Below are 16,889 nucleotides of genomic sequence, written 5' to 3' on the forward strand. Positions count from 1 at the left end.
GCTATTCGCGCGATGGTACACGTGAGAATCGGAGTGTGGTCTTGAGCAGAGGAAACGACAATGTGAGCAGTGCGTTGTTGCTGTCGAGCGAGGCATGTATGTCGGAGCTGATCCGGCTGAATGTCGAATCAATCCATTCCATATCATAGTGGCCTTGAAATATAGTTGGGCGCAATGAGCCTTTGAGCATCATAGGGTGCCAACTGTCGCCGAGAGTCACAGCCCCGGAGATGTAGATTATATCATATGTTGCCCCGGTGTCGTCGGCATTGGAGTCGTTGCGCACGACGGCCAGGGTGTATTGTCCTCCCGGACGGGCGTATACAGGGTCGTTGGCCCGGTCAAAGTAGGTCCAGTAACCCTCTACTGGGTCGCGTGACGATTTGAACCGTTCTGCCAGTCGCTCGTGAGTGTAATCAGTGGCCAGTGAAAATGACGGATGAGGTCGCACTTCGGTTGAGAATAATGTCAGATACATGTGGCCTTGGCTCCATACACTGGCATCGGTGGGCTGAAATGTGTGTTGACCGATGCTGATGTCCGCGAGCTGTCGGTTGCGTGTGCCCCCTCCGCCTATGTGGAGCGTGCTGTCGGAGAGACTGACCGACAGGGTGTTGAGGTCGCCGGCCGACATGCGGAAGCCCACGGCTTCGTGGCTGTACAGCTCTGTGCCGTTGTGTGTTACGGTAATAATGGCTATGCGGCGGTCAAGAATGTCGCCGAAGTCGGTGTTGCCAAATTGAAGTGTGACCTTGATTGTGTCGGCTGGTGATGTCAGCGACACTCCCCAATGGGCCTTTGACAAGCCTCTGCGCTCCTTGAGTTTTCCGAGCGATGCGCGTGCCTCGACAGTGACTGATGCCGGCGGGGTCTCCGGACCGCAGAGGTGTCGCGACAGAGTGGTGTCACTTAGTGTGAGCGGTGAGTCGAGATGGATGCGCCGGATTTCGTCCGAGGCATACACATGGCCGGATGTGCAGACGCACACCCAGCCAAGCAGTGTAAGGCCTATAGGTCTCATTTTTAGTATAGAGTATAGAGGGGAAAGTATAGAGAGAGTATGGAGGAGGGTCATCGTTTGTCGACGTTGCCTTCGTAGTAGTTGATGAAGGCGCGGTTGACAAGGCGCGTGCCGCCCGGGGTCGGATAGTTGCCCGAGAAGTACCAGTCACCCGGATGGTCGGGGATTGCCGAGCGAAGTCCGTCAAGTGACTGATAGATGATGTCGACTTCGGCCGAAATGGAGCCGTCGGCTGTGAGCATGTCGGCTATCTTGCGTGAGATGTCCTCCTGTGTAAAGGGAGCATAGACAGCTTTGACGCAGTTGGTTATCTCAAAGTCGAGGAGTCCTTCCTGCTGGCGGCAGCGGTCATATGTCTCGCGCAATATGTAGTCCATGCCTTTGTCCTTGAGCAGTTCGACGGCTGCGCGGAAGGCTATGAACTCGCCCATACGCGACATGTCGATGCCGTAGTAGTCGGGATAGCGCACCTGGGGTGAGGAGGACACCACTACAATCTTGCGCGGGTGCAGACGGTCGAGCATATGGAGTATCGACTGTTTGAGTGTAGTGCCTCGCACGATGCTGTCGTCAATCACCACGAGGGTGTCCACGTTGTTTTCGACGATGCCGTAAGTGACGTCATAGACGTGGGCGGCGAGGTCGTTGCGCGAGTCGCCTTCGGTGATAAATGTGCGCAGTTTGATGTCTTTGATTGCCACTTTCTCTACTCTCAGACGCTGGCTCATGATTTCGTTGAGACGTTGCTCGTTGAGTGTTCCGGCTGTCTGCGCATTGAGTATCTGTGTGGTCTTGACTTTATTGAGTTCATCCTCAAATCCCGACACCATACCTATGAATGCTACTTCGGCCGTATTGGGGATGAATGAGAACGCCGTGTGGGCTATGTCGCCACCGATGCTTTGCATGATCTGTGGCACGAGGTTGGCTCCGAGCTGCTTGCGCTCGCGATAGATGTCGGCGTCGCTTCCGCGCGAGAAGTATATGCGCTCAAACGAGCATCGCTGGTTGGTGTCTTCGCCGAGTATGTCGGTGACTTTGACACGTCCGGCCTTGTCGACGATGAGCGCGCTGCCCGGGGCGAGCTCGTTGACTTCGCGGCGCGCTACGTCGAGCACAGTCTGGATTACAGGACGCTCGGATGCGAGCACCACGATTTCATCGTCATAATAGTAAAAAGCGGGACGTATGCCGTGGCGGTCGCGCAGGGCAAACATGTCACCCGATCCGGTGGCTCCGCAGATGACAAATCCGCCGTCCCATGCGGGAGCTGTGGATGAGAGCACTCGTGTGATGTCGAGATTATCCTCGATGGTGTTGGTGAGCAACGGTTCGTCGAGCGAGTCGCGATACTGGCGGTAGATGCGGTGGTTTTCCTTGTCGAGAGCCGCGCCGAGCTGTTCGAGCAATATCACAGTGTCGCTGTAGATGCGCGGATGCTGTCCGCTCTTGACCACCTCCTGAAAGATGGTGTCGACATTGGTCATGTTGAAGTTGCCACACATCAGCAGGTTACGCGCGCGCCAGTTGTTGCGACGCAGGAAGGGGTGGCAATATGAGATGCCGCTCTTGCCTGTGGTCGAGTAGCGCAGATGTCCCATATAGATTTCTCCGATAAACGGCACATCCTCCTCGACCTGTCGTGCCGACAGTGAGTCGACATCATAGTGGGCCACTTTGCCTCTGACCGTGTCGAAAATCTCCTGGATGGCGTCCTTGCCCAGAGCGCGTTCGCGATAGACATATTCGTTGCCCGGGAGTGAATGTAGTTTCACGACTCCTATACCTGCGCCTTCCTGCCCGCGGTTATGCTGCTTCTCCATGAGGAGGTAGAGCTTGTTAAGACCGTAGGCATACGCGCCATACTTCTGCTTGTAATATTCAAGCGGTTTGAGCAGGCGTATCATTGCCACGCCACACTCGTGTTTGAGTATCTCCATCTATGTTGGCTTATTACGCCACAAAAGTACATAAAAAAGTAAAAAACCTCATTAGGCTTTCACGAATAATTTCACTAATTTTGCACATTATGGAGATTCTAACGTTAGAGAGCATCATGCTCATCGGTTCGGTGCTGCTCATCGCGGGCGTGCTGATAGGAAAGTCGAGCTATCGTGTGGGACTGCCGTTGCTGCTTATATTCCTGCTTGTGGGCATGGGCTTCGGCACGGACGGTGTCGGTATACAGTTCAGTGACATGCACACGGCCCAGTTCATAGGCATGATAGCCCTGTGTGTCATACTGTTTTCAGGCGGTATGGGCACCAAGATTTCAGCCATACGTCCTGTTATCGCGCCGGGCCTCGTGCTGTCGACAATAGGAGTGCTGCTTACGGCTCTTGTGACCGGTCTGTTCATATGGTTTCTTTCAGGTCTGAGCTGGACCAATATCCATTTTGCCTTTATGCCGTCGCTGCTTCTTGCGGCCACAATGTCGTCGACCGACTCGGCGTCGGTGTTCGGCATACTCGGTAGCCAGAAAGTGGGTATGCGCCATAATCTGCGTCCCCTCCTGGAGCTCGAGAGCGGTTCTAACGACCCTATGGCCTATATGCTCACCATTATACTTATAGAGACAATAACCCTCGGGGGCGAGCTGTCGGGCTGGAAAGTGGCCGGCCAGTTGCTGATGCAGTTTGGCATAGGCGGAGGCATGGGTTGGGCCATGGGCAAGCTGACTTTAAGGCTTATCGACCTTTACAGGCGTTGGGGTGGCAAGGCCGGTCACGACGAAGACCCCTCACAGGCCACCGCCATGCTGTCGATACTGGTGCTCGGGTCGGTGTTTCTCACCTTCTCGGCCACTACCGAGCTTGCCGGCAATGGCTATCTGGCCGTGTATATATGCGGCATAGTGCTTGGCAACGAGCGTCTGCCCAACCATCGCGGCATCAGCAAATTTATGGACGGTATGACATGGCTCATGCAGATAGTGGTCTTTCTTATGCTCGGACTGCTTGTCAATCCTCACGAGATGCTCGACGTGGCGGCCGTGTCGCTGCTCATAGGTGTGTTTATGATACTCGTAGGGCGTCCGCTCAGCGTGTTTCTCTCGCTGGCTCCTTTCCGCAACATAACCACCCGTTCCAAGGTGTGGATTTCGTGGGTGGGATTGCGCGGAGCCGTTCCCATAATCTTTGCCACCTATCCTGTGGTGGCCGGACTCGAGGGAGCCGGACTCATATTCAATATAGTGTTTTTCGTCACGCTGCTGTCATTGCTGATTCAGGGCACTACGGTCATACGTTCGGCCCGACGGCTGGGACTTGTGGATGACGAGAGCACCGAAGAGGATGATTTCGGTGTCGAACTTGCCGACGAGCTTCCTACCTCGCTCCACACCATAGTGCTCACGGAGCGTCATCTTGCCGACGGCAATACGCTCCGTGACATGTCGCTGCCCGAGGGTTCGCTTGTGATGATGATCAAGCGCGGCGACCGATATATGGTGCCCAACGGCACACGCCGTCTCCTTGTCGGAGACAAACTGCTGGTGATTACCGAGGATTCCTCGGCCGGATGATGTGAGAGTGATTATTCGCGGTAATATACTCGCTTGACGCGTTGTGACACGGAGGTGAGTATTTCGTAGGGGATGGTGCCGAGTGTGTCGGAGAGTGTTTCGACAGGGATGGTTTCTCCGAATATTTCCACGCGGTCGCCGGTCTCCAAACCGGTGACATCGGTGACATCTATCATGCATGCGTCCATACATATGCTGCCCACGGTGGGACACTTCACACCTCTCACATTGAACGATGCGTTGCCATAGCCCAGATGGCGGTTGAGTCCGTCGGCATAGCCTATGGGGATGGTGGCTATTACTGAGTCGCGCGACAGGAGTCCGCGGCGGTTATAACCGATGGTGGTGCCGGCCGGCCAGTGTTTGAGCGAGATAATCGATGTACGCAACGATGACACAGGGCGCAGGGCATCCTGCGAGCCGTCATGCATTGTGCATATACCATAGAGACCTATGCCGAGGCGCACCATGTCGTATTGTCGCTCGGGAAAGCGCGTGATGCCGGTGGAGTTGAGTATATGGCGGAGGATTTTATGCTGAGGGAAAGCCTGGAGAAGCATGTCGCAACAGTTGTCGAAGTAATCAAACTGGCCGCGTGTGTAGTCATCCTCCTGCGGGTCGTCGGCTGCGCAGAGATGAGAGAAGATGCTTGCCGGCACGACGCTGTCCTCACCGCGCAGCACTTCGATGACTTCAGGCAGTGTCTCGAGACGGAAGCCCAGACGGTGCATGCCCGAGTCGATTTTGATGTGTACGGGATAGCCCTTGATGCCGCGTCGGGTGGCCTCGGCGATGAGGCTGCGGAGAAAGTCGAGCGAGTATATTTCCGGTTCCAGACGGTTGTCAAAGATGGTGCTTAGATCGTCGACGGCGGGGTTGAGCACTATGATGGGCATGGTGATACCTGCCTGACGCAGATCGACCCCTTCGTCATGCACGGCAACTGCAAGATATGTCGCACCCTGGCTCTGGAGTGTCTTGGCGAGCTCGTGTGAGCCGGCTCCGTAGCCCGAGGCCTTGATCATGCAGGCTATGCCTGTGGTCGGGCGTATGTGGGAGCGGAAAAAGTTGAAATTATCGACCACTGCGTCGAGATTTATCTCAAGCACAGTCTCATGGCGACGCTTCTCGAGCATGCGGGCTATGGAGTCGAACGGCTCTTCGGGTGAACCTTTGATGAGCACGAGCTGGTCCTGAAACGACTCGGTGTGCTCCGCTTTCAGAAACTCATCGACGTCGGCATATATACTTTTGTTCTGGGGCAGGAGGTCGGCATAGCGGCCGATTTCATGCCCGATGGCTATGATGCGGTTTATGTCATACTGGCGTGCGAGTTTGCCGGCGAGAGCATAGGCACGGGCCGGGTCAGAACCTTGGGCCGAGAGATCACCCACGATGAGTGTGATGCTGTGGCCAGGGATGCTACGTCTGTGGGCAAAGTCGAGGGCCAGCGTGAGCGATGTGATGTCAGATGAGAATGTGTCGTGTATGAGTTGACATCCGTGTACGCCGTCGACCACCTCAAGGCGGGTGTTGACAGGGCGCAGCGAGGCCATGCGGGTCGAGATGTCGGCCGGAGCGATGCCCGAGAGAAGCGACACGGTGAGAGTGTGCAGGGCATTCTCAATGTCACGCTCGGAGGTGAACGGTATGGTGGTCTCGCCGTCGGTAGCGGTCGGAGTCCAGCTATATCTTATGGTTGTGACACCGTTGTGTCTTTCGACCGATGTGACCTTGAGCGCGGCGTCAGGCGCGTTACAGCGTGTCCAGGCTACGCGTTCAGGCCCTTCGGGGAGAGAGGATGCTATGAGGTCATTGTCGGCGCAATACACCACGTGGCTGCATCTTTTCATAAGCTGAGCCTTCTCGCGGCATTTCTCTTCGATAGAGCCGAAATCACGGCTGTGGGCGGCTCCGATGTTGGTGAAGACGCCAATCCGCGGCTCGATTATTTTTTCCAGCCGGGCCATTTCGCCGGGTTGCGATATTCCGGCCTCGATTATTGCGGTCTCGGTGTCGGGGGTGAGCTGCCAGAGCGACAGTGGGACGCCTGTCTGGGAGTTGAAGCTGCGTGGAGAGCGCACTGTGAGCATATCGGGACTTATCAGCCTGTATATCCACTCCTTGACTGTAGTCTTGCCGCGGCTGCCGGTGATGGCAATGACAGTGGCTTTGCTTTCGCGGCGACAGTGTGTGGCGATTGTCTGCAATGCCTCGAGCGGAGACTCTGTAACGAGAAAATTGGCCTCGGGCATTGTGACAGCATCCTCAGGCACATGCTCGACCACGAAGTTGCGAACCCCGCGCAGATAGAGTTGCGAGATGTATCTGTGGCCGTCGCCCGAGGGGGTGCGCAGGGCAAAGAAAAGTGTGCCGGCCGGCTCGAGGAGCGAACGGCTGTCGGTGAGCAGAGATGTGATTTTATCGTCATGACGGACCCGTAAGTCGGCTCCGATTAGTGAGGCTATCTTGGTAATGCTATATTCCATCTGAAATATACAGGTCGACGATAGTCGACAGGTTGGGATTGGTTCGTTTAAATTCGTTGATTATCGCGTCGTTTGACCTGGCGTCAGGAGCCGCACCGAGCGGGCGGTGGGCCAGACGGCGGGTGAATCGTCCGCACCGGCGGGCGAGCTCGCGTGTGGATGGAGAGTAATAGGTGTCGCTGAATATAGAGTAGATGTAACCGACGGCCTGGAGTGTGGGGTGCTTCATGTCCTCGGCATAGAAGCGATAGTCGCGCAGGTCGTCCATCATTATTTCGTAGGACGGGAAATAATGTATGTTGTCTCGCTCTTTCATAAGTCGGTCGATAGCCAGAAAGAGTGTCGATTTTGACAGCGTGTTGGCATGCGCGCCATTGTTGAGGTAACGCAGGGGGCTGACCGTGAAGAGCAGACGCACACCGGGATTGAGGCTGCGGGCCTTGTCGGTGAGTGCGGTCAGATGAGTCACGCACTCGTCGAGCGACAGTTGTCGCTCATGAAACGTTTTCGGGGGGAGTTTGTGGCAGTTGGCCACGACGTCGCCTGAGCCGGTGAGGCAAAACACCCGCGTTGTGCCAAGGGTGATTATCAATATGTCGGCATTTTTCAGTGCTTCGCGTGCCGACTCAATGCTCGAGTTCATTTTGAGCAGAGCCTCGGCTCGTGTCGGAGCCGAGTAGCGTGAGTGAAACAGGAAGCTGTGACTGTGTCCTTCGTGCTCGAAGAGCTCGTCGGTCTCCACATGCCGACGGTCAACGATGGTCTCGATGGCGCGTCTCACCGATGCGGGATTGTAGATGGGACCGAAAGGATTGACAGTGACGTCAAACAGTTCGTCGCGCATACAGGCCCCTATGTTATCGGTGAAGCACGACCCTATAAGCACTACCGGGCCGGTGTGTGAAATCATACCCTCATGACCCGGCTCCGGCTTGATTTCGGTGCGGAAGTCCATTGGCGGGTTAATATGGTTTTAGCACGAGTGGATTGGAGGTGTCGTAGTTGGGGTAGAGGTAGAGCGAGTTGCCCTGAAACGACCATGAGTAATATTCGACTGTCTCTTCATAACCGTTAGTGAAATAAAGAGTCAGATAATAGTTGTCGGCTTCCCATTCAAAGTAGGAGTAATCTCCGTCTTCGTAATAGCAGTAGCCGGTGCCATCGCTGTTAAAGTCATAGATGTCACCGTAGTAGGGTGCCACCTCCATCCATCGGCCTGCGATGTCGTAGTAGAAGAAGTTGTCATCGTCAGGCTCGCATGACGTGAGTGTTGTGACTGTCAGGAGCATGACAAGAAGAAGCCCCGGATAGCGAAGCGATTTTTTTGCGGGAAGTGGCAAGTGATTCATATCAGATAAACTTTTGTTACCTTTATTAACACACAAAAATACAATTTTCTTTTAACGCATGCAATTTTTTGTTTTACCCCCACTTTTTTGACTTATCTACGGGCCAGATCCTCATAGAGATATTGGAGTATTATACGGCCTTTGCGTTCGCGGTCAGGGTCGGGCGAGTCGGTCGCGGTGTCTGACACGTTGTCATAGACGGTGTAGCCTGTGGCGTCGCGAAACATAAAGCCGTTGACAAACGTGTGAAATCCGAACGGATAGGTGTAGCTTTCGGCCATGACATCGCGGCTGAATATAAATTCGTCATGACTGATGCCAAGCTGTCCGAGCAGCGTGGCCGCCGTGTCGGTCTGCGACATTATGGTGTCGATGCGCCGCGGGGCCTTGACGGCTCCGCCTGTCATCAGCAGCGGGATGTGGGCATAGCGGTCGGCCGGCAAGTGCTGGCCGGTGTTGCATCCGTGGTCACCAGTGATGACAATAAGCAGAGAGTCCCATGCCGGAGTCTTTTTGAGGCGGTCGACAAAGCGTCCGATGGCATCGTCGACATAGGCAAAGGTGTTGGCTATCTCGTCATCCTTGAGACGGGTGTAAGGCACAATCCAGGGCTCGTGTGAGCTGAGGGTCTGAAATGTGGTGTACCATCTGCGCCCTTTGGATGTCTTGTCCATGATGTCGTCATATATCCAGTCGAGCACTGCTCCGTCATGTATGCCCCATTTGCCCGAAGGGAGTCCTTTGGGCAGGTCTTTGTCACCCACCACGCGGTCGTGGCCTACGGTGAGGTAATATTCGCCTTTGTGAAATATGGTGAGGTCGCCGCCGTGTACCGCCATGGTGTCATAACCCGCTTCCTTGAAGCGGCGTGGCAAGGCAGGCAGATTGGGCACCTTTTTGGTCATGCGTATCACGCTGGTGGTAGGCTGGGCGAGATAGCCGCTGAGCAGAGCCACAAGTCCGCGGTCGGTGCGGAAACTGTTGCAGTCCACGCGGGTGAAGAGTATGCCCTCGCGTGCGAGGCGGTCGATGTTGGGGGTGACGCCGGGTTGTCCGCCGAGTTCGCCGACAAAACGCGCGCTCAGGCTCTCCCAGATGATAAAGAGCACATTGGGCCGATCGGTGTTGAGAAGTTTGTCGGTCGGGAAGGTGTCGCCCGGAAATAGGTGTGCAAACTCGCGGTGACACGTTTCGTCGTCAAAGGCCCTGAAAGCTCCCTCGATTTTATCGTTGACCGAGAGCGAATAGATGAAGGAGTAAAGAGGGTTGAGGGCACAGTGATTGAAGAAGAGAATGTTGGAGTAGAACGATACACTCGGATTGTTGGGACGTCGGCCGAGGCCGCGTATCATGGCAAACAGTGCTCCGGCCGAGAGCAGAAATATCAGCACCGAGAGCATCGACTGTCCGAGACCGTCGGCAATGAACGGAGTGGAAGAGCCGGAGAGCCGTTCCGACAGTATTACTGTCCCTTGAAGCCATGCGGACGAGACCGCAGCCATGACCAGCACGGTGATGACGGCCGTGATTATGTAGAGAGTCGAGACGCTTGCACACGCGCCTTTGATGGAGCGGAGATAGGGGAGTATCGAGGCGTCGAGCTTGAATTTCCAGAATGGATAGAGAGCGGCGTCGACGATTGTCGACAATCCTAAGATTATTCCTGCCGCGATATTGTAGGCTGTCATGAATCCGCCTAAGAACTGCGGGTGAATGAATGTCTGCGCCACTGCGGCAATCAATGGCGGAGCCGACAGGTAGGAGGCCACGATAATGTCGGAGCGGAAACCGTGGCGCGCCATGCGGAAGATATCGGCCGGACTCACTCGTGAGTCTGTCTCGGAGCGGTTGTAGAACAGGAAGAGAGGACGTTGCAGGAGCTGGAAGTAGAGTACCAGTCCGGCAAAATAGGTTATCAGGAATATTATGAGATGCAGCATGTCAGTGTAGGTCGATAAGGCTCATCACTTTGTCAACTATGGCTGAGGGAGTGAGTCGGGTGAGGCAGTGCATGTGGCCTTTGGGACACTCTTTGCTTCCGGCTATCGAGCAAGGCTGGCAGGGGAGACCGAGACACACGGCGTTATCACCTGTCTGTCCGAAGCCGAGAAATCCGCATGCGGGTGTTGTGCCCCCCCACACCGACACTACTTTGGTGCCGGCCAGTGCGGCCAGATGCTGGTTGGCCGAATCCATGCTCACCATGAGGTCGAGATGTCCCATGACGGCTATCTCTTCTTCGAGAGGATATTGTCCGGCGAGCGATGTGATGCCTTTCTCCTGCCATGAGGCAAGAGTCTCTGCCTCAGCCCCGCGTCCGCCGAAGAGGTAGACATTCACCCCTTTGGCCGCAAGCATGCGGGCCACTTCGCGCATTTGCTCCGGCGGGTAGGTCTTGGTGGCGTAGCGCGCGAAGGGGGCTATGCCGACAGCCGGTCGTGACAGTTTGACCGGCACTGACGGGAGGCCCGATGACTGATAGACTGATGTGAACGTGCAAGGAGTCTCCAGTCCGAGGCGGCTCAGGGTGTCGAAATAGCGGTCGATATACTGTCGTTGAGGTTGTCCGCCGCCATACACTTTGCGACGGGCCTGCCGGGCCTTGTCGACCGTGGCTGTCCTTGCCCCCTTTAGTCGCAGGATTGCGGTGATGAGAGCGGTGCGGGCCATGTTGTGCAGGTCGGCTACATAGTCAGGGCGCAGGTCGGCCAGCCGGCGGGCTATGCGCAGCGTGCCTGCGAGACCTTTGTACTCCTCCTTGAGATCATATGTCAACACTTTGACGTTGGACGGCGCGTTGATGAACATACGGCCGAAAAATGGCCGCGTGGCCACGTATATCTCCATGTCAGGACGTGACTGAGCCAATGAATAGATGGCCGGCACAGTCATGGCTATATCACCGAGGGCGGAGAAGCGGAGCAGTACTATTCTCATGGATTTTGTATTGGTTAAAAGACTCTATAAAGTTAAAAAAGTTAAGATAATAGTTCGGTGTGATGTATGCTATTATCTTAACTTTTTGAGTTTTTTTAACTCTTTCGACTCACGGTCTTACTGATGGGTCACAACGAGCGGAGATATGCCTCCACGCCGTCGATGTCTTTGCGGTTGTCGACCGAGAGCGATTTGCAGTGGCAGTTGTAGTAATAGATGGGCATGTGGTTCTCGATGAAACGGAAAGAGTCGTTCTCCTCGATTTTCTCGATAGGTCCGCGGGGAGTGTTGTGATAGAAGTCGAGAGCCTTGCGGGTAAACGCGCCCACTCCAACAAACTTGTGGAACACATAGTCCATCGCACCCTTGGGATAGGGGATAGGTGAGCGTGAGATGAAGAGACAGCGGTTGTCGGCGGCGGTGACAATCTTGAGATTGGTTGCGTCGACCACCTCGACGGGGTTGGAGAAGTCGGTCATGAGGTTTGACACGAAAAAGTCGCCCGGCTGCAGTCCGTCGGGTATACACTGCACGATGGCGTCGCGGGTGAGAAGGGGCTCGTCACCGTTGACCATCACATAGAGGTCGGCCTCGATGCGGGTCGACACTTCATAGAGTCGTTCGGTGGCTGTGTCGTGATCGTCGCGTGTCATAATGACCTTGGCACCGAAACTTTCGGCCTTGGCCTTGATTTTTTCGCTGTCGGTGGCCACATAGACCTCCTCAAACAGTTCGACCTCCTTGCAGTGTTCATACACCCACTGTATCATGGGTTTGCCGAGGATGAGAGCCAGAGGTTTCTCAAAAAATCTGGTTGACTCGGCACGGGCCGGGATCACGCATATAATCTTCATGATGATGTTCGGATATTAAAATAGGTTGTTTTTTCTTCTTTTCGTTAACGTGTCTTATTGATATAGCCATCTGCGGTGTGACCAGAGCCACAGTCCGGGGCGGCGGCGTATTGTTTCCTCAAGCATTTCGAGATAGCGGCGGGTGTAGGGCGAGTCGCCTTCGAGGCTGGAGGGGATGATAGGTTTGACAGTGAATCGGTAGTGTCCGCGGCCTGTCTTCTCGACGTCGAGATACAGATAGGCCGCATTGACGCGGTCGCCTATCTCCTCGCCTCCCGGACTGAATGGAGTGCGCTGTCCGAGAAAGGTGGTGATGTGATGCGAGATGCTGCTGTTGGAGCGGTGGTCGGCTATGAAGCCGATGATGAATGGCACCTTGTCGCGATACCAGCGCAGCATGGTGCGGAACACTTTGTCCTGCTTGACCGACACGGGATTGAAGCGCGAGCGCACTTTGAGCATCAGACGGTCAAAGGCTTTGTCGTGCAGCGGCTTGTAGACCTGTGCACACAACTTCGGGCTCTTGAAGTGGCGCACTACTCCGGGCACGTATTCCCAGTTGGCGTAATGGCCGAGATAGAGCACTACGGGATGACCTTCATCGATGAGACGGTCCACGAGTTCGCCGCCTCTTACCTCGATGCGTCTGTCGGCCTGCCGGTCGCTCATGTGGAGGAGCTTGGCGGTCTCGACGATGTTGTCGGCAAACTGTGAGTAGAAATCCTTCTCGATTTCAAGCAGCTCGGCCTCTGACTTTTCGGGGAACGAGTTGCGGAGATTCATTCTTATCACCTTACGGCGATATTTCATGACTCTCGACAGTATGACTCTTAGACCGTCACTGATGGCATACAGCACCGGGAACGGCAATAGGGCGAGCGATGTGAAAAGCCCGCGGTAGAGGGCATATTTCACTTTTTCGCGCATATGATGTCAAGGATGTGGCGCACCACACGCGGTGTCGCGCCTGTGTTTTGCTTAACGTATTTGGCGGCACGTTTGGCTATGTACTGCACGCGGGCATTGTCGCGCTTGAGACGTTTGAACCACAGGTCAAGTTCCTCGGTGTCGTGTACGACTTTGCCTATGCCCAGACGCACCATCTCGGTCGGTGTGACCTTGCGGTGTATCTTGGGACCGAACGATACGGGGATGCCGTAGACCGAGGGCTCGATGACGCTGTGGAGCAACGGAGTGAAGCCTCCGCCGACATAGGCCCATGCGGCGTAGCGGTAGATGTAGGCCAACGCGCCGACAAAGTCGACTATCATTACCTGTGTGTCCGACATGTCGGTCTGTCCGTCACACTGCGAGTAGCGCACGCAACGGCCTTTGACCTTGCCCTCGATGTCCTTGAGTATATTTTCGTTGATTTCGTGGGGCACGATGATGAAACGGGTGTCGGGATGGCGGTTGGCCAGCTCGGTCACCATATCGAGGTCGCGGTCGTGGTGGATACTTCCGGCAAGAAACACTTTTTCCTTGCCCGTGAAGCGTTCGATAAGCTCGTCTTTCCAGGGTGTCGAGGCTACGAGGGCCACGTTGTCAAAGAGCGGGTCGCCGTTGACCGAGGCGTTGTCGATGCCGAGTTTACGGAGATTCCTTATCGAATTATCATCAAGGGTAAACACCTTGGAGAAACTCTTTATCGAGTTGCGATACAGACTGCCATACCATTTGAAGAACGGGCCGTCATCGCGTATGATAGCCGAGATGAGAAACGAGGGTATGCCTCGCTGCTTGAGTGCGTGGAGATAGTTGTGCCAGTATTCCGACACCATGAACACCGCGCAGTCGGGCCTCACGATGTCAAGAAACCGATTGACGTTGCTGCGGGTGTCGAGCGGCAGATAGAACACTCTGTCGATATCGCCCTTGCGGCGGCTCACGGCTTCATAGCCAGTCGGAGAGAAGAAGGTGATGACCACATTGCAGTCGGCCTGTCGCTTGATGGCCGATATGATGGGGCGCGCTATGCCATATTCGCCCAGCGATGCCGCGTGGAGCCACACGGTGGGCTTGCTGCGGTCGAGTGTCTCCATACCCTCGCGCACACGCTCTATCGCCACCCGCTGTCCGCGAGCGAAGCGCATGATTTTGGCCGCGCTGCTATCTGACACAAAGGCCGACGCGCCAAGGGTGGCGTATCGGGCGAGGCGCATAATTAAATCATATCTTCGTAGCATGAAGTGCTCTGGGTGGCGTTTGGTTTTTATTTACACTGCAATGCGGAGAGAGCGGTATATGCATTACAGCCGACAAAATTACGACTTTTTGTTGAGATATTCATACTTTTTTCACTAATTTTGCAACGCTATGGAAATTAGGTTTGACGATACAATAAGGGGCGCGGCCCCGGGGCTGACCGTGGTGACGGTAGAGGCCGATGTGACAAATGTCGAGACTTCCGACGAACTGTGGTCGCTGCTTGTCAGGGCCTGTGACGACATACGTTCGGTGACCGAACTGTCTGACATCAACAAGCGGCCGGGCATCAAGGCGACTCGCGATGTCTACAAAGCTCTCGGCAAGGAGCCCAACCGCTATCGTCCGTCGTCAGAGGCTCTGTGCAGGCGTGCTGTCAAGGGCATGGAGTTATATCGCATCAACGCGCTTGTCGACCTTATCAATGTGCTCTCGCTCCTGTCGGGCTACTCCATCGGAGGATTTGACGCGTCAAAGATTGACGGTGATGTGCTCACACTCGGAGTCGGTCGCGAAGGGGAGCCGTTTGAGGCCATCGGACGCGGGATGCTCAATATATGCGGCATGCCCGTGTATCGCGACAATACGGGCGGCATCGGCACGCCTACGAGCGACAACGAGCGTACAAAGCTCGACCTGTCCACCACGCGCCTGCTCATGTGCATCAATATTTACGGCGAGGAGATGCCGGCCGACGATGCCGCGGGCATGGCTGTGAATCTCCTTGAAAAATATGCCGAAGCCAATAATATAACCATTAATTATTACCGTCCATGAAGACTCTCCGCATGTATCCCTCCAGTCTCAATGACCGCTATCTCGACGAGGCGGCCGACACTCTCCTGAAGGGGGGTATAATCATTTATCCCACCGATACGCTCTACGCGCTCGGCTGTGACGCGCTCAACAACGGAGCTATCGAGCGGCTGTGTAAGGTCAAGGGGATGAATCCTCAGAAGCAGACGCTTTCCATAATATGTGACGGACTGTCGATGGCGAGTGAGTATGCACGCATCGACAATGAGGCTTTCCGTATACTCCGCGCCAATCTGCCCGGTCCGTTTACGTTTATACTTCCGGCATCCACCACTCTTCCCAAGGTGTTCAAGGGACGGCGCACGGTTGGTGTGCGTGTGCCCGACAATGCCATTGCGCGTGCCATAGCCGAGCGGCTCGGCCACCCGGTGCTGTCTACGTCAATCCCTCAGGATTGCGACGGGGTCGACCCTGTGACTCTCGCGCTGGAATATGAGGATGTGGCGTCACTGCTCATCGACGGTGGCGAGGGCGACGGTGTGCCGTCGACCGTAGTGGATATTACCGACAGCCGCAGTCCCGAGATAATCCGCGAAGGCAAAGGGGAGTTGTTATAGAGTTTAAAGTTTAGAGTTTAGAGTTTAGGCCATGCATGTCGTAAGATGTACTCCTCGGGAATATGGTGAACTGTTTGCGACACCGTCGCATGTGTTCAATACGGTTGAGTTCAACGAACTCAACCGTCACAAGTGTGAGGATATACATTATCTCACAATCTGTGACGACAAGGGCAAGGTGCGCTTTGGCGTTGTACTCGGCCTAAGAGGCGGAGTGCTGAAATCACCCTTCTCCGCTCCGTTCGGAGGCATCGAGGAGCGTGGCGTTCAGAGTGTCGAGCGGTATGTCGGAGCTGTTGACGCTCTGAGGCGATATGCGGCCGGTTGCGGATGTGGAGTCGTGATGTCTCTGCCTCCGGCGTTATATGACAGCCACAGTGTCTATGGCAAGCAGTATTGCGCCATGATGACCGGCGGGGCTCACACGTCATATGTAGATTATAACTATCATTATGACCTGAAGAGAGTGGACGAGTTTGAGCACTTGTGCAGCCGCGCCGCACGTAAGAATTTTGCCAAAGCCTCAAGATATGACTGGCATTTTGAAGTGCTTGACGGATGTGATGCCGACATAGAGCGGGTGTATGGCATAATCAAGGCCAACCGCGAAAGCCACGGTTATCCGTTGCGCATGAGTCTTGATGACGTCAAGGCCACTTCACGGATAATAAAGTGTAAGTTTATGGTCCTGTCGCATGAAGGCACGGATGTGGCCGCCGTGCTTGCCTATGATGTCTCACATGACATCTCCCAGGTGGTCTATTGGGGTGATGTGCCGGGATATTCCGAACTGCGGCCAATGAATAAGCTCGCCTATGAGACGTTTTGTCATTTTGCCCGATGTGGCCGGCTCATGCTCGACATAGGGCCCTCCTCTTCCGACGGCATACCCTCGCCCGGTCTGTGTGACTTCAAGGCGTCGCTCGGATGTATTCTTACTCCGAAATTTACAGTAGAGCTGTAATAGATACAAAAGAATCAAAATTATTACTGTCCGCTAAACTTTTTTTGAGCGATTGAAAAATTAGGGCTGATTCTTGCTAAGGCAAGCGACAAAAGTCGATTACCATTTGCAGGAGTCAGCCCTAATTAGTTATTTTTGGTGTCGTCAAACAAACCATGAATAACCATGAGCAAA

General features: G+C 54.9%; 14 protein-coding genes. 4 read left to right on the forward strand and 10 right to left on the reverse strand.

The window, feature by feature from the left end:
* Position 1: 1 nt before the first annotated feature.
* Positions 2-1,021: a hypothetical protein gene (locus QGT73_RS03975; RefSeq protein ID WP_280121510.1), complete on the reverse strand. Its 1,020-nt coding sequence runs from the start codon at positions 1,019-1,021 to the stop codon at positions 2-4.
* 50 nt (positions 1,022-1,071) lie between these two features.
* Positions 1,072-2,961, reverse strand: a complete 1,890-nt coding sequence (locus QGT73_RS03980) for an amidophosphoribosyltransferase (protein WP_280121511.1) — start codon at positions 2,959-2,961, stop codon at positions 1,072-1,074.
* An 89-nt stretch (positions 2,962-3,050) separates the two neighbouring features.
* Between QGT73_RS03980 and QGT73_RS03985 the strand changes: the two genes are divergently transcribed.
* A complete protein-coding gene (locus QGT73_RS03985) occupies positions 3,051-4,544 on the forward strand; it encodes a potassium/proton antiporter (RefSeq protein WP_280121512.1) in 1,494 nt (497 codons plus the stop codon).
* 11 nt (positions 4,545-4,555) lie between these two features.
* Here QGT73_RS03985 and QGT73_RS03990 read toward each other — a convergent pair whose 3' ends face one another.
* From QGT73_RS03990 to QGT73_RS04025, 8 genes are all read right to left on the reverse strand, one after another.
* Positions 4,556-7,033, reverse strand: coding sequence for a bifunctional UDP-N-acetylmuramoyl-tripeptide:D-alanyl-D-alanine ligase/alanine racemase (locus QGT73_RS03990; protein WP_280121513.1), 2,478 nt, complete (start codon positions 7,031-7,033; stop codon positions 4,556-4,558).
* Positions 7,023-7,988 carry a GSCFA domain-containing protein gene (locus QGT73_RS03995; RefSeq protein WP_280121514.1) on the reverse strand — a complete coding sequence of 322 codons (966 nt, stop codon included), beginning with the start codon at positions 7,986-7,988 and terminating at the stop codon, positions 7,023-7,025. The genes QGT73_RS03990 and QGT73_RS03995 overlap by 11 nt, the downstream gene beginning before the upstream one ends.
* Before the next feature lie 7 nt (positions 7,989-7,995).
* Positions 7,996-8,382 (reverse strand): hypothetical protein, encoded by a 387-nt coding sequence (locus QGT73_RS04000; protein ID WP_280121515.1) that lies wholly within the window; start codon positions 8,380-8,382, stop codon positions 7,996-7,998.
* Positions 8,383-8,474: 92 nt separating this feature from the next.
* Positions 8,475-10,322 (reverse strand): LTA synthase family protein, encoded by a 1,848-nt coding sequence (locus QGT73_RS04005; RefSeq protein ID WP_280121516.1) that lies wholly within the window; start codon positions 10,320-10,322, stop codon positions 8,475-8,477.
* 1 nt (position 10,323) lies between these two features.
* Entirely contained in the window at positions 10,324-11,319 is a 996-nt protein-coding gene (locus QGT73_RS04010) for a glycosyltransferase family 9 protein (RefSeq protein ID WP_280121517.1), read from the reverse strand.
* A gap of 128 nt (positions 11,320-11,447) precedes the next feature.
* A complete protein-coding gene (locus QGT73_RS04015; protein ID WP_123616423.1) occupies positions 11,448-12,173 on the reverse strand; it encodes a 3-deoxy-manno-octulosonate cytidylyltransferase in 726 nt (241 codons plus the stop codon).
* Between the two features lie 54 nt (positions 12,174-12,227).
* Complete coding sequence (locus QGT73_RS04020) at positions 12,228-13,100, reverse strand: lysophospholipid acyltransferase family protein (protein WP_280121518.1); 873 nt, start codon at positions 13,098-13,100, stop codon at positions 12,228-12,230.
* On the reverse strand, positions 13,085-14,335 hold the full coding sequence (locus QGT73_RS04025; protein WP_280121519.1) for a 3-deoxy-D-manno-octulosonic acid transferase: 1,251 nt from the start codon (positions 14,333-14,335) through the stop codon (positions 13,085-13,087). Before QGT73_RS04025 ends, QGT73_RS04020 begins: the two co-directional genes overlap by 16 nt.
* Before the next feature lie 154 nt (positions 14,336-14,489).
* Between QGT73_RS04025 and QGT73_RS04030 the strand changes: the two genes are divergently transcribed.
* From QGT73_RS04030 to QGT73_RS04040, 3 genes are read left to right on the forward strand one after another with little or no spacing between them, the layout of a single operon-like run.
* A complete protein-coding gene (locus QGT73_RS04030) occupies positions 14,490-15,155 on the forward strand; it encodes a B3/B4 domain-containing protein (protein WP_280121520.1) in 666 nt (221 codons plus the stop codon).
* Positions 15,152-15,751, forward strand: a complete 600-nt coding sequence (locus QGT73_RS04035) for an L-threonylcarbamoyladenylate synthase (RefSeq protein ID WP_280121521.1) — start codon at positions 15,152-15,154, stop codon at positions 15,749-15,751. The genes QGT73_RS04030 and QGT73_RS04035 overlap by 4 nt, the downstream gene beginning before the upstream one ends.
* Positions 15,752-15,782: 31 nt before the next feature.
* Positions 15,783-16,715, forward strand: coding sequence for a hypothetical protein (locus QGT73_RS04040; protein WP_280121522.1), 933 nt, complete (start codon positions 15,783-15,785; stop codon positions 16,713-16,715).
* The last annotated feature ends 174 nt before the right edge of the window (positions 16,716-16,889 follow it).

The organism is Duncaniella muricolitica, assembly GCF_910574735.1.
Taxonomy (GTDB): Bacteria; Bacteroidota; Bacteroidia; order Bacteroidales; family Muribaculaceae; genus Duncaniella; species Duncaniella muricolitica.

Bases quoted from the DNA above. Each gene is read 5' to 3' on its own strand.
- QGT73_RS03990 (WP_280121513.1), bottom strand. From the start codon at position 7,033: ATGGAATATAGCATTACCAAGATAGCCTCACTAATCGGAGCCGACTTA.
- QGT73_RS04035 (WP_280121521.1), top strand. From the start codon at position 15,152: ATGAAGACTCTCCGCATGTATCCCTCCAGTCTCAATGACCGCTATCTC.
- QGT73_RS04005 (WP_280121516.1), bottom strand. From the start codon at position 10,322: ATGCTGCATCTCATAATATTCCTGATAACCTATTTTGCCGGACTGGTA.
- QGT73_RS03975 (WP_280121510.1), bottom strand. From the start codon at position 1,021: ATGAGACCTATAGGCCTTACACTGCTTGGCTGGGTGTGCGTCTGCACA.
- QGT73_RS04015 (WP_123616423.1), bottom strand. From the start codon at position 12,173: ATGAAGATTATATGCGTGATCCCGGCCCGTGCCGAGTCAACCAGATTT.
- QGT73_RS04025 (WP_280121519.1), bottom strand. From the start codon at position 14,335: ATGCGCCTCGCCCGATACGCCACCCTTGGCGCGTCGGCCTTTGTGTCA.
- QGT73_RS04020 (WP_280121518.1), bottom strand. From the start codon at position 13,100: ATGCGCGAAAAAGTGAAATATGCCCTCTACCGCGGGCTTTTCACATCG.
- QGT73_RS04040 (WP_280121522.1), top strand. From the start codon at position 15,783: ATGCATGTCGTAAGATGTACTCCTCGGGAATATGGTGAACTGTTTGCG.
- QGT73_RS04030 (WP_280121520.1), top strand. From the start codon at position 14,490: ATGGAAATTAGGTTTGACGATACAATAAGGGGCGCGGCCCCGGGGCTG.
- QGT73_RS04010 (WP_280121517.1), bottom strand. From the start codon at position 11,319: ATGAGAATAGTACTGCTCCGCTTCTCCGCCCTCGGTGATATAGCCATG.
- QGT73_RS03985 (WP_280121512.1), top strand. From the start codon at position 3,051: ATGGAGATTCTAACGTTAGAGAGCATCATGCTCATCGGTTCGGTGCTG.
- QGT73_RS03980 (WP_280121511.1), bottom strand. From the start codon at position 2,961: ATGGAGATACTCAAACACGAGTGTGGCGTGGCAATGATACGCCTGCTC.
- QGT73_RS03995 (WP_280121514.1), bottom strand. From the start codon at position 7,988: ATGGACTTCCGCACCGAAATCAAGCCGGAGCCGGGTCATGAGGGTATG.
- QGT73_RS04000 (WP_280121515.1), bottom strand. From the start codon at position 8,382: ATGAATCACTTGCCACTTCCCGCAAAAAAATCGCTTCGCTATCCGGGG.